Consider the following 13,862-nt stretch of genomic DNA (forward strand, 5'->3'; position numbering starts at 1 on the left):
TTACATAAACAACTAAACGGGCTTGAGTTACCTCGCGCCCGTTTAATGTGTTACATGTTTAAAACTCGTTGAAATAACTCATTAAAAAACACAGCGGTTAATGCTTATTTTTTATCATCATCAACTTCTTTAAAGTCTGCATCAACAACATCGTCTTGCGCTGTAGAGCTACTACCTGCTTGAGTTGACTGTTCTGCCTGACCTTGTTGCTGCGCTAGTTCAAGCAATTTTTTAGATGCTTCCATTAATGCATTAATTTTCGCTTCGATTTCAGCTTTATCTTCACCACGCGCTGCAACTTCTAATGCACTCACTGCATCTTCAATGGCTGTTTTATCAGCAGCTGGTAATTTATCGCCTGCATCAGACACTTGTTTACGCGTTGAGTGAACAAGGTGATCTGCTTGGTTACGAATTTGAGCTAACTCTTCAAACTTACGGTCAGCTTCTGCATTCGCCTCAGCATCATTTACCATTTTTTGAATCTCTTCTTCACTTAAACCTGAAGAAGCTTTAATAGTAATATTTTGTTCACGTCCAGTGTTTTTATCTTTTGCTGATACATGTAAGATACCGTCAGCATCAATATCAAATGTTACTTCAATTTGTGGCATACCACGCGGTGCAGCTTGAATACCATCAAGATTAAACTGACCTAATGATTTGTTATCACTTGCACGTTTACGTTCACCTTGTAACACATGAATGGTTACCGCTGATTGATTATCTTCAGCTGTTGAGAACACTTGACTATGTTTAGTTGGGATAGTTGTGTTTTTCTCAATCAAGGTAGTCATCACACCACCCATTGTTTCAATACCTAAAGATAATGGTGTTACATCAAGTAATAACACATCTTTAACATCACCACCAAGTACCCCACCTTGTACTGCTGCGCCCACTGCTACAGCTTCATCAGGGTTAACGTCTTTACGTGGTTCTTTACCAAAGAAGTCAGCAACCGCTTTTTGCACCATAGGCATACGAGTTTGACCACCGACTAAAATAACATCTTTAATATCAGATACAGATAAACCAGCATCTTGTAGTGCAGTTTTAACCGGATCCATTGAGCGTTTAACTAAATCTTCGACTAATGATTCAAGTTTAGCGCGTGTCACTTTAATATTTAAGTGTTTTGGACCTGATGCATCAGCCGTGATATATGGTAAGTTGATATCAGTTTGTTGTGCTGATGATAATTCAATTTTCGCTTTTTCTGCCGCTTCTTTTAAACGTTGCATTGCAAGTGGATCATTTTTCAGATCAAATCCTTGTTCACGTTTAAATTCATCAACTAAATAGTTAATTAAGCGTGAGTCAAAGTCTTCACCACCTAAATGAGTATCACCATTAGTTGCTAATACTTCGAATGTTTTCTCGCCATCAACATCGTCAATTTCGATAATTGAGATATCAAATGTACCACCACCAAGGTCGTATACAGCGATAGTGCGGTTACCCACATCTTTATCTAAACCGTAAGCAAGTGCAGCGGCTGTTGGTTCGTTAATAATACGTTTAACATCTAAACCAGCAATACGACCCGCATCTTTAGTTGCTTGACGCTGAGCATCATTAAAATACGCTGGAACAGTGATAACTGCTTCAGTGACTGGCTCACCAAGATAATCTTCTGCGGTTTTTTTCATTTTCTTCAATACTTCAGCAGAGATTTGCGGTGGCGCAATTTTTTGACCTTTGACATCTACCCATGCATCGCCATTATCAGCTTTAACAATTTTATAAGGCATAATAGCAACATCACGTTGTACTTCGGCATCATCATAACGACGACCAATTAAACGTTTAATGGCAAATAGTGTATTTTGTGGATTGGTTACTGCTTGGCGTTTAGCGGGTTGACCAACTAAAATTTCACCATCTTGTGTATATGCAATAATTGACGGGGTTGTACGATCGCCTTCAGCATTTTCTAATACTTTTGCTTGACCATTGTCCATTACTGCAACACATGAATTTGTTGTACCTAAATCAATACCAATAATTTTACCCATAATCTTTTCTCCTCAAAACCTGTATTTTATTTCTTGTATATAAGTCTTAAATATTTATTTTCAAGAGCTTATTTTTCACAAAGAAATGTTATTGTTTCCACATAAATGGGAACATTATTATCAATATCAAGGGGGCAAAAAAATTATTTTTTCTTAAATCTTGATTATCAGCTTTTCTACACTTATTATTGCCGCTCTTTTTTATTATGATAATTATTTATAGGATCCTTATGGAACAAACTAAACTTGCAAACCCAGGTCCACTTGGCTTGATGGGATTTGGCATGACCACCATTTTATTAAATATTCATAATGCAGGATTTTTCCCTGTGATGACAGCAATCGTTTCTATGGGTATTTTTTATGGAGGGCTTGCGCAAGTCATTGCTGGAATTTTAGAATTTCGCAAAGGTAACACGTTTGGTACAACTGCATTCACCTCTTATGGTTTCTTTTGGATTGCATTAGTAGGAATTTGGTATTTACCAACCTCACCAGCAACTGCACCAACTGATGCAACTTTTGTCGGTATTTTCCTTGCGTTATGGGGGATTTTTACCGCTTTTATGTTTATTGGTACCTTAAAAGCTAATCGTGCATTACAATTCGTTTTTGCTAGTTTAACGATTTTATTTGCTTTATTAGCAATTGGTAACATTTGTGGCAACCATGACATTATTCATATAGCTGGTTTTGAAGGTATTATCTGCGGAGCTAGCGCTATTTACCTTGCCATGGCCGAAGTACTTAATGAACAATATGGCCGTACAATTTTACCAATTGGCGCGCCTAAAGGTGCTGCACATTAATAATATTAAGTCGTCATGCAATGACGAATAAGCGAGTAATAAAAACGGGGGATACCTCCGTTTTTTTTATAAAAAATTACTCAATTAATGAATTATTTAGTGTGTTTGGTGAGTAAAGCCTTGTATACATTTACAAGAGATTGAGTATGCTTGGTAATTATTTGCTCTGATAGATAATTATCTTTTGAAGAGCCAGCATTCTTGATAAGAATTTTACTATCTTGATCGATATTACCAGATGTAATCATTAAGTAGTTGGTTAATTGTGTTGCCATTTCACCAGAATGAAAAGTCACACCATCTAAAGTTAGCATTGATGTTTTCGGTTTTAAAAAAATTAAATCCTCCCCATTACCAATACTATCGATAAAAATAAATTTTTTTTCTTTCATTTGTTCCGAATAGCTTTCTAACATTTTTAAACCATATTGGCCACCATTACCATCGTCGTATAAAACAAACGCAATTTTTTTCTTTTCTTTTTTATCAAGCTGATGAATTAAATTAATAATTGTAATAATACTTGAAGTATTACAAACAAAATTTTTTTGATTAGGAATGCCATTTTTGTATTTTAAAACAATAAAAAATAACAAAATGGTCGAAATAATCGACAATATTCCGGAAATACTAAAAAACCCCTCAACTTGAATTTTAGGAATAAAAACAAAGTAATTTAATATCAGTGACGCGATAAATAAGATAATAATAGGTAAAATACCTACTAAATAACCTAATTTACTAAATTGAGGCGTGAATGCGTATTTTTTCTGAAGATTAAAATTTTTAATACCGGTATCATAATAAGTACAAATAATTAATTGAGCTTTATCTAAATCGCCAATATAAGCATTGTAATAATTTTCATATCGTCTTGTTGCTAACTTTAATTTTGCTAATTTAGCTTCAACACCATAACCTAATTGAATCAGTTCTTTCGATATTACTCTCAAAAAAGTAATTTTCTCTTTAGACGTAAATCGTTTACCAAAAATGACACAGTATCTTAGTACAAGGTCTTTAAATTTATCCATTTTTAATCATTATTTAAATTTAGAAAAACTGTTAGTGCGATTTATCATTCACACTAACAGCGAAACAAATAGATAATATTAAAATGATGATTATCTATTGAAGATGTGAGTTTAATCAATAATCATCTTCGTTTTGAGATTGGGCAAAATTAGCCATATTGCCAATAGCTTCTTGAATATTTTCTTGTCCTGCCTCAATACACTCTTTTGCTAAATCCAGTAGTGATAATGAATCCCTATTACATACAGCATTAATGACCATTGGCAAGTTCATACCGGTAATTATCCGGACATTCATACCTAATTTTTCCCACTCAGGCAAACATCGCATTGATGCGTTATAAGGCGAGGCACCAAACAAATCGACAAAAATTAATACACCTTTACTACTATTAAGCGACTTTGAACAATTAAACAAATCGGTTTTTAATTGATTAATATCTTGTCCTGGATTAAGCGATAATGATGCAAATTTATCTTGTTCACCAACAATCATTGTAACACTATCTTTAATCCCTTCAGCCATCTTGCCATGACTCACTAATAATACACCTATCATATTATTTTCCTCGATTATTCAAACATTTTAATCGCTTCATTTAACGTTACTTTTTTCAAAGAAGGGGTTGCTTGAAAATAGATATCCATATTGGGATAGCTGTTTTGTAAATCGATTAGCAAATCAAGTTGTTGTTTATTAATTGATACTTCTTTAATTATTGACGTTGCTCCCGGTACAAGTGGTAAACCACCAATATTAAGATTGGTTATTGGCACGCCCGCTTTAATAATTTTATACATAACTTCAATATTTTTAGTAATCAAAATAACATTAAAATCATCATACTGGCGATCATTCCAATATCTTACTGCACCATCTTCTTTTAATACTCTTATTTTATGCCCTGTGCTGGCACCAGCACCTAAAATAATATTTTTAGTAAATTCATCATTTGCAGAGTAATCATCGGCTACAAACAACGCATTTGCTCCTGCTGCTTTAGACACATTAGTGGCAACTTGACCATGAATAAGGCGACTATCTACACGCGCTAAAACGACTTTTCCCATAATTTAACCTCTATATTTTTTAACTTTATAAAATGCCAATAGCTGCTAATACACCGAGTATTATTGTTAATCCAACTAATGCTTGAGTTACCTTTAATCCTTTCTTATAAAAATAGAAATATAATCCCATCACAACCATAAGTGGCAAAACACCAGGTAAAATTTTGTCCAGTGTGTCTTGGATAACGAAATCTTTGCCTGATAAAGTAAATTTTAAACTTGATGACACTTTAATATAACTAGCAGCTAAAATACCCATCATAAACAACCCTAAAATGGATAGTGCTTCAATAATCATCTGCATTTTATTACCAACAACTTCAGTTGCCGCATTTCGACCTAATTTAAAGCCTAACTGAGCAAAATAGTACCCCACAAAAAGTTGATAAATGACAAAAGCAAAGAAAGGAAATAAAGCACCGATTGCTAGACCATCTTGAGCCCAAGGTAGCGCAATGGCTATGAAGATATACTGAATGGTTCCTGAGTCAATCGCGTCACCAATTCCCGCCAAGGCCCCCATTAAACCCGCTTTGGTATTATAAAGCACATCATTATCAATACTGATCGGTTTTTTCTGATAAACTTCATCTGCTCTTACAGATTCTAATGAAGCCATAATGCCTGAGATAGTACCGCCGCCCCAAGTTATCTGGGTATTAAAAAACAGTAAATGTCTTTGGTAAGCAGCAGCTAACTCACTTTTTGATTTATATAATTTTTTAAGAATTGGCATTAACCCCCACATTAACGAAGCAGCTAGATAACGGTCAAATGAGTGTGGGATCTCATTAGCATAATACCACCGTAACCAAGCAAAAGTGATATCTCGTTTAGTAATTGCCTCTGGCTTTAGATCGATACTTTCTTGTACTATTTGTGTCATTATAAAATTCCTCTTTCTAATCTATTAATCAAATAGTTACAGATTAATAATCATCATCATCAATTTGATTGTTATTATTTGAATTACTTCTTGGTTGATCTGCGACAGAATTAACTGCTTCACTTTTTGCTAGAACAAAAATAAATGCAATGATAGCGCCAACAATCGCGTAAGTGACCATGGTGATATTAAGTGGTTTTGCCATAACAGCCATAAAATACGCAAGTAAGAAGAAAATAATGTAACTTTTTTTACCAATAACATAGATAGTTAATGCAATACCAACAGCAGCAAGTCCGCCACCAATAACATTAAGGATGTGGAAAACTAATCCCCCTGCATTTGTTTTAATAACATCCGCAATAATTGGCGCACCAAAATACAGTGCTACAAACATAAATGGGACAAAAAGAACAAAGCTACAAATTATTGGTAGTATGATGATTGATAAAGTTAGACCAGAGCTATTTGCCTCTTGTGCATACTTTTCAGTTAATTTCATAATCATCGTATTAAAGAAAAATCTTAACTGATATAGGTAAGATCCCAATAATCCAACAGGCACTGCAACGGCAACTGCAGCGGTTGGTTCCATTTTACCCAGTAAAGCGACAGGAACCGCAACGGCTGTTGCAATGGCAGGTTCTGATGGCATTTGGCCGCCTGGCGAAAAAACGCCCATGTAGATTAGTTGAATAGCTGCTGTGGTTATCATGGCATTATGAATATCATTAAAGACAATACCGACAATTAACCCCGTCATCATCGGTGTAAATCTTAGTGTCAAAGTTGCCCCACCTAGCCCCCGAGACATAACCATCGCAACCCATACTGAAATAATCGCGGCTTGTAGAAATGTAACATGCATATCTTGCATATCTAAACTCCTTGATATTGTTATTATCAATTAAACTTTAAAATAAACCATTAAGAAACAACGGATTGCAATTGTAAATTATTGACAAAATTTTCTACATCCTGCACACATTTTTCACCCATACCTTGTAAACATTCAATGGCATAAGCTGAAGTATGAGGTGTGACAAGCACTTTTGGATGCTGGACTAAGGGATTATCGTTATATGAAGGTTCAACGTACATTACATCTGTTGCATGTCCTGCAACACCACCACTATCTAGCGCGTTAATTAATGCACTTTCGTCAATCAATTCGGCTCGTGCGGTATTTGTAATAAAAACACCTTTTTTCATCAAAGAAAATTGAGGTTGTTTTAAAATATGGTAGCTTGTTTCGTTTAATGATGCATTTAAAGAGATGATATCAGCATTTTTTAGCAAATAATCTAACTCAACAATTTCGATATTGTGTTTACTCGCCCATGTTTTGTTAACTTTAGGGTCAACAACCAATAATCGAGCATTAAAACCGTGTTTGAATATTTCTGCTACGCGGCTACCAATATTCCCACATCCGATAACACCAACAGTTTTACCCGTAACATTGATGCCTAGAAAAGAGGCTCTTTTTTGCCATTCATTTGCCTTAACCGCAGCTTGAGATTGAACAGTTTGTCTAATTAATGCCAATAAATTAGTCACAGCATTTTCGGCAACCGCATCACGCTCCACTAAAGGCGGCACAATAGTGACGATAGTTCCATGCTCTTTAGCTGCTACTACATCAACATTATTAAAGCCGATACCATGACGTGAAAGTAGGAGTAAAGGTTGTTTTTTATTATCAAAAAACGCCTTGTTAAAAAATGGTCTAACACTTGCTATAACAATATTGAATTCTTGCAATGCGTCGGCGAGTTCTTTTCCGGGAATATTATTTTCAAAAGTAAAATGTTTTACTTCACCAATTTTTTCTAATCGTTTTAAATGATCAGGAAAATATTTCCCAAAACTACTTGAGTTGATTATTGCAATTTTATAATTTTTCACTCAATGCTCCTAATTAATCATACACCCTTACGTATTAATTATCGGAAAATAAAGGTAATTTACTTTCCAGACAGCCATAATGTGACTGGTAACATTTAGTATAATTTATAAGATTTAGAAAAAAGTGAATTTAGATCACAGATTTAATAAAAAACTTTTTCTATTAAATAGAGCCCAAAAACGAAAGATATTGGAAAGCCAATAAACTATTTTTGATAAAAAATCGCAATGCAATTTAGTTCATCAATTATCAAATTAACCAATCCAATTGAATCATACTTAAAATGAGTATCAGTAATAAAAAAATTGAGCACTGCAATAGGCAGATGGTGAATGATAAGATCTCGTATAGATAGGGCCATAAAGAAAGTATTTAGACTTCACTGAACAATAAAAAAGGGCATATAGCCCTTTTTATAATCAACTCAGATAAATAAGCGAGTATTTAAAGTTGATATATTACTTTTTATAAGCATCATTATGCACGCCTATCGCAGCACGACCTGACGGATCATTGAGATTTTTAAATGACTCATCCCACTCAATCGCTTTTGCTGTTGAGCAAGCGACCGTTGGACCACCCGGTACACAGTGAGCAGCACTTTCAACTGGGAATAATTCATCAAAAATTTCACGATACATATATGCTTCTTTTGAAGCGGGTGTGTTATATGGAAAACGGAATTTAGCATTTGCTAATTGCTGGTCAGTAATTTTACTTTCAGCAATCTCTTTTAATGTGTCAATCCAGCTATAACCTACACCATCAGAAAACTGTTCTTTTTGACGCCAAACAACAGATGCGGGTAAATAAGACTCAAATGCTTCACGGACAATATGTTTTTCCATTTTGCCGTTGCTGCCACACATTTTATCTTTAGGATTAATGCGCATCGCCACATCTAAGAATTTTTTATCCAAGAATGGAACACGAGCCTCAACGCCCCATGCTGCCATGGCTTTATTAGCACGAGCACAATCATACATATGAAGTGCCGCTAATTTACGAACCGTTTCTTCATGGAACTCTTTGGCGTTTGGCGCTTTATGGAAATACAAATAGCCACCAAATACTTCATCGGCACCTTCACCCGATAAGACCATTTTAATGCCCATCGCTTTAATTTTTCGCGCCATCAAATACATTGGTGTAGAAGCTCGGATGGTTGTTACATCGTAAGTTTCAATAAAATAAATTACATCACGAATAGCATCAATACCTTCTTGAATAGTAAAGTTAATTTCGTGGTGAACGGTACCAAGATGGTCAGCAACAGCCTGTGCAGCTTTAAGATCAGGCGCGCCTTTCAAGCCAACAGCAAATGAATGCAATTGTGGCCACCAAGCTTCAGATTTTTCATGATCTTCAACCCGTCTTGCTGAGAATTTTTTGGTAATAGCTGAAATAACCGAAGAATCAAGTCCTCCAGAAAGTAGTACGCCATAAGGTACATCAGACATAAGATGGCTTTTAACCGACTCTTCTAATGCTACACGAAGTTCGTTAATGTCAGTTTTATTATCTTTGACATTTTCGTAATCCATCCAATCGCGTTTGTAATAAGTTTTGATTTCACCTTCAGTGCTTGACAAATAACTGCCCGGCGGAAAAGCTTCAATCGTTTTACAAACTGGCACTAATGCTTTCATTTCAGAAGCGACGTAAAATGTGCCATTTTCGTCATAACCCATATACATAGGGATAATGCCAATATGGTCACGACCAATAAAGTAAGCATCTTTATTAATATCATAAAGAACAAACGCGAACATACCTTGTAAGTCATCAAGGCAATGAATGCCTTTTTCTTGATACAGAGCAAGGATTACTTCACAGTCTGATCCTGTTTGAAATTCATAACGATCTTTGTACTGATTTCGGAGTTCTTGATGATTATAAATTTCGCCATTAACTGCTAAAACTAATGTTTTATCTTTATTATAAAGTGGCTGAGATCCAGTATTAACATCAACAATTGATAAACGTTCATGAGCAAGAATTGCTTTATCAGAAGCAAAAATACCAGACCAATCAGGTCCACGATGACGCTGTAGACTTGATAATTCTAGTGCTTTTGTTCGTAGTTGTTCTGGATCTGATTTAATATCAAGAATACCTAAAATCGAACACATTGATTTTCTCCATTTAAAATCGCACACGCGATACTATTACAAAATAAAAAACTAACTAAAAAATTCACACCATTGTTATTAGTAAAATAAGGTATGTCAAACTATCTGTTTAACAGCATACACATTATTCATACACAATTAAAGTACAATGTGATTATACTTTTCCTATTACTGCGAAAAGCTAAAAATTATTTTTTTAACCAGCGACCTTGTTGCTTGATATATTGCCCTGCTGGGGTTTTCTCTTGAGCTTTACTACCCGCTCTTTTTTCAACTTCACTTAAAGACACATTCGTTTCAACAGAGACTTTTTGATATTGTGCTTTACGAGCCTGGTTAATTAATTGAGCAATTTCACTTGCATTAGCTTCATTTTTAACTACACCTAAATAACCATCATCTTGCTCACCCACAAAACCTTGTGCTTTAGCTTGACTCAATGCATCCATTGCTTGATCTAAATTTAATGCAAACACAGAAAAAGATAAAACCATCGACAATAAAACACATGATACTTTTTTATAGATTGTCATAACAACCCCCTAAACAATTACATCATAATTTATTTAATTGAATATAAATAACAAAAGTTATTGATATACCATATTAGATTTTTATTTATCAATATCAAAAATGCCAATCAAACACTAAAATCCAATCATTTAATATAAGCCTGACTTATTAATAATATTATCTAATGCCTTATCAACTTTAATATTAATTTGGTGATCTATTTTTACATTTAAATTAATATTAATAGGTTCACTTGGTGCTTCTACTTTAACTGTGGGTGAACATCCACTTAATATAGTGGCACATATCACCATTGCAATAACATTTCGTAGCATAAAATAACCTCTTATTTAAAAGATTCCTTCTTTAAATGTGCTTCAATACGTTGACGAATCGGTTCACTAATGTGATCTGATAATTGTAAGCTCATCAATAATTTAACAATATTTTCTTGTAGATTAATATTTAAATTAACGGCTTTACCTTTTTTTATTTTTGGATTTTTGCCTTGAATGTTAATCGCTAAATTTGCTATTTCATCAGCATAATTAACACTAGCAGCAAGTTTAGTATATTCAAAATTCTGTAACACATTGGTGACTAATTGCATGTTAGGATTGTTTTTTGCATAATCTTGCAATGCTGAATTATTAAATGCTAAATACCCTGATGCAGTTGTAGCAAGTTCACCGTTTTCAATTGAGACATTATACCTATTATTATTTGCTGTTGAAATCTGAGTTATTTTGATTGGTAACATACCATCAATAGATCCTTCACCATTAAGTCCCTCAACCGGGTAAGTGGTTAAGATATCCTTTAATTGGATTGCTTTTAAATAGACTTTGATACTTTGCTTAAGTTTATTGAAATTTATTGTGCTATTGTTAACCAAAATTTTTCCAGAAAAAAGCGTTGACTCAAAGCGATGCCAACTTAATTTGCCTTTGCTTATGGCGTTAAAAGATGCTAAATATTCTCCGGCAAATTTTACATTTTCAAATAATATGCCGACATTCACATTTCGTATTCTTGTATTAAATGTTTCAATCAAGAACTTATTATCTTTAACTAAAAGTTGCCCACCACTTGATGCTGATTTAATTTCAACATTATCATAAATACCATCCAAATTTTGGATATTGAATCTTCCATCAATGATGACATTTTCAATAGTAACTGGAATTTTAGATTGCATTGCAAAATTTAGTGTGCCATTAAGATTAGCTAACATTAGGTTGGGTGAAATACTTACTTGCTCTGCATTTATTGTCGAGTTACTGACATTGAGTGAAAGACGATCATGTTTTAGCCACCCATTAAAAAGAACCGTTATTTTAGCATTTTTTATATTAGCTTGAGTTAGGACTGTATTAAATTCAGCAGTGGTGATATCCACTCGAGATTCAGCACGATTTAACAATAAATTAGCTGAAAGTTCACCACTATAATTTTTATTGAATGAAGCACGAAGTTGCAATGAATCTAACTGCTTTTCCACATTAATTTTAATATCAATAAGTTCATTGTGTTGCTGATAAAAACGTATTGAATCAATATGTATTAATTTGGGAAGCCATGTATAAAAACTAGCGAAATTGGAAAAGGGGCTATCTGATTGTTCAGTATGACTTTTATCATCTATTGGCAATGAATCTGTATCGATTTTACTTTGATTTGCTTGCCAGTAAATTTCTAAATCTGTCGCCGATAAATTCGACCAAGAAAATTTTAAATTTTTACCGGTAATTTTCAGTTGAGATTGTTTAGATAGGGTCAGTTCATCAAAACATAAACCGTTAAAACCGATGCTCATACCTCGCCAATCAACTGTAAGACCGAGTTCTTGTTTTAAACTCTGCCAATACCACCATCCAAATGAACTAAATAATAGCACAATGAGTAATAGAAAAGATGGGATCAAATAACGCTTCTTTAAACGTACCATTTAATATTCCTGACCCATTACATTCATTGCCGGTTTTGCCGGCAATGATAATTGAATCACACTGATGTCTGTTCCCGTTGATCAATATAAGCAAGCGCTTTATCTATACGAGCTAAAGTCCGTTTTTTACCTACAGCAAAAACGGTTGCATCAACCGATGGAGATTGACCAATACCCGTTACAGCAACGCGTAATGGCATACCCACTTTACCCATACCAACCTCAAGCTCAGTTGCGGTTGCTTCAATAGCATGATGAATTTTATCAATTTGCCAATCAAAATCAGCAATCGCCTCAATTTTCGCTTTAATAGCTAATAGTGGCGCTTTAGCAACTGGGCGTAGGTGTTTTTTAGCTGCATCAGCATCAAAATCATCAAAATCTTGATAACAATACGCACATGACTCAGCCATCTCTTTCAAGGTTTTACAACGCTCAGCAAACAATTTAATTATGGTTATAAGATCAGGACCTTGACTTAAATCATAGCCATGTTGGTTCATATGCCAAACTAAATGCTGCGCAACATAGTCGGCATCCAAATGATTAATATAATGATGATTCAACCAAAGTAATTTTTCGGTATTAAACGCACTTGCAGATTTACTTACTGCATTTAACGAAAATAAATCTATCATTTCAGATATCGAAAAGATCTCTTGATCACCATGTGACCAACCAAGACGCACCAAATAGTTAAGTAATGCTTCCGGTAAATAGCCATCATCACGATACTGCATCACACTTACTGCACCATGACGTTTTGATAATTTTTGTCCGTCGTCACCTAAAATCATTGATACATGCCCATACTCAGGTAGAGGTGCATCTAATGCTTTAAGAATATTAATTTGACGAGGCGTATTATTAATATGATCTTCACCGCGTATAACATGTGTAATTTGCATATCCCAATCATCAACGACAACGCAAAAATTATAAGTAGGTGAACCATCAGTTCGGCGAATAATTAAATCATCAAGCTCTTTATTGGCAATTTCAATTGGACCACGAATTAAATCGTTGAAAACAACAACGCCATCAACCGGATTAGCAAAACGCACAACATGCGGCTCATCATGAGTATGCTGTTTTTGTACAGCATCACAACGACAATGCCCATCATAACGGGCTTTTTCCCCTTTTGCCATTTGCTCTTCGCGCAGTTTTTCTAGGCGCTCTTTAGAACAATAGCAACGGTAAGCCGTTCCTTTGGCCAACATTTCGTCAATCACTTGATTATAGCGATCAAAACGCTTAGTTTGGAAATATGGGCCTTCATCCCATGACAATTTAAGCCAATTCATACCATCCATGATAGCATCAATCGCTTCTGGTGTTGAACGCTCAAGATCAGTGTCTTCTATACGTAAGACAAATGAACCCTTGGCATGGCGAGTATAGAGCCAAGAATAAAGTGCAGTACGAGCACCACCAACATGTAAATAGCCAGTTGGACTTGGCGCAAAACGAGTTTTAATTTTCATGAAATAATCCTAATAATAACAAAAGTAAGCTTGGTCATGAAAACTCAAAACCAAC

General features: G+C 34.7%; 13 protein-coding genes. 1 reads left to right on the top strand and 12 read right to left on the bottom strand.

Annotated elements, in window-relative coordinates:
- Nucleotides 1-104 precede the first annotated feature (104 nt).
- The gene (gene dnaK / locus J3U56_RS09355) at nt 105-2,018 is read right to left on the bottom strand and encodes a molecular chaperone DnaK (protein ID WP_267367459.1); all 1,914 of its coding nucleotides are present in this window, start codon (nt 2,016-2,018) and stop codon (nt 105-107) included.
- Nucleotides 2,019-2,248: 230 nt separating this feature from the next.
- On the opposite strand from dnaK, the gene satP reads away from it, so the two are divergent.
- Entirely contained in the window at nt 2,249-2,827 is a 579-nt protein-coding gene (satP, locus tag J3U56_RS09360; protein WP_065633193.1) for an acetate uptake transporter, read from the top strand.
- A 92-nt stretch (nt 2,828-2,919) separates the two neighbouring features.
- Here satP and J3U56_RS09365 read toward each other — a convergent pair whose 3' ends face one another.
- The 11 genes from J3U56_RS09365 to gltX all read right to left on the bottom strand — a co-directional run bounded on the left by J3U56_RS09365 (nt 2,920) and on the right by gltX (nt 13,807).
- Complete coding sequence (locus J3U56_RS09365) at nt 2,920-3,861, bottom strand: hypothetical protein (RefSeq protein WP_267334363.1); 942 nt, start codon at nt 3,859-3,861, stop codon at nt 2,920-2,922.
- A 115-nt stretch (nt 3,862-3,976) separates the two neighbouring features.
- A complete protein-coding gene (locus tag J3U56_RS09370; RefSeq protein ID WP_267334365.1) occupies nt 3,977-4,420 on the bottom strand; it encodes a PTS sugar transporter subunit IIA in 444 nt (147 codons plus the stop codon).
- A 14-nt stretch (nt 4,421-4,434) separates the two neighbouring features.
- Entirely contained in the window at nt 4,435-4,932 is a 498-nt protein-coding gene (locus tag J3U56_RS09375) for a PTS system mannose/fructose/N-acetylgalactosamine-transporter subunit IIB (protein WP_267334367.1), read from the bottom strand.
- 25 nt (nt 4,933-4,957) lie between these two features.
- Complete coding sequence (locus tag J3U56_RS09380; RefSeq protein ID WP_267334369.1) at nt 4,958-5,818, bottom strand: PTS system mannose/fructose/sorbose family transporter subunit IID; 861 nt, start codon at nt 5,816-5,818, stop codon at nt 4,958-4,960.
- Nucleotides 5,819-5,861: 43 nt separating this feature from the next.
- On the bottom strand, nt 5,862-6,686 hold the full coding sequence (locus J3U56_RS09385; protein ID WP_416379615.1) for a PTS mannose/fructose/sorbose/N-acetylgalactosamine transporter subunit IIC: 825 nt from the start codon (nt 6,684-6,686) through the stop codon (nt 5,862-5,864).
- A gap of 59 nt (nt 6,687-6,745) precedes the next feature.
- Nucleotides 6,746-7,726, bottom strand: coding sequence for a D-isomer specific 2-hydroxyacid dehydrogenase family protein (locus J3U56_RS09390; RefSeq protein WP_267367462.1), 981 nt, complete (start codon nt 7,724-7,726; stop codon nt 6,746-6,748).
- A 459-nt stretch (nt 7,727-8,185) separates the two neighbouring features.
- Nucleotides 8,186-9,859: an asparagine synthase B gene (asnB, locus tag J3U56_RS09395; RefSeq protein ID WP_065633200.1), complete on the bottom strand. Its 1,674-nt coding sequence runs from the start codon at nt 9,857-9,859 to the stop codon at nt 8,186-8,188.
- Between the two features lie 188 nt (nt 9,860-10,047).
- Complete coding sequence (locus tag J3U56_RS09400) at nt 10,048-10,392, bottom strand: YdbL family protein (RefSeq protein WP_267367464.1); 345 nt, start codon at nt 10,390-10,392, stop codon at nt 10,048-10,050.
- Between the two features lie 129 nt (nt 10,393-10,521).
- On the bottom strand, nt 10,522-10,707 hold the full coding sequence (locus tag J3U56_RS09405; protein WP_267334378.1) for a YnbE family lipoprotein: 186 nt from the start codon (nt 10,705-10,707) through the stop codon (nt 10,522-10,524).
- A gap of 11 nt (nt 10,708-10,718) precedes the next feature.
- Entirely contained in the window at nt 10,719-12,320 is a 1,602-nt protein-coding gene (locus J3U56_RS09410) for an intermembrane phospholipid transport protein YdbH family protein (protein WP_267367468.1), read from the bottom strand.
- 56 nt (nt 12,321-12,376) lie between these two features.
- The gene (gene gltX, locus J3U56_RS09415) at nt 12,377-13,807 is read right to left on the bottom strand and encodes a glutamate--tRNA ligase (protein WP_267334382.1); all 1,431 of its coding nucleotides are present in this window, start codon (nt 13,805-13,807) and stop codon (nt 12,377-12,379) included.
- Between the last annotated feature and the right edge of the window lie 55 nt (nt 13,808-13,862).

Origin of the sequence: Gilliamella sp. B2824, from assembly GCF_026536245.1 — a bacterium.
In the GTDB taxonomy this organism is placed as follows: Bacteria; Pseudomonadota; Gammaproteobacteria; order Enterobacterales; family Orbaceae; genus Gilliamella.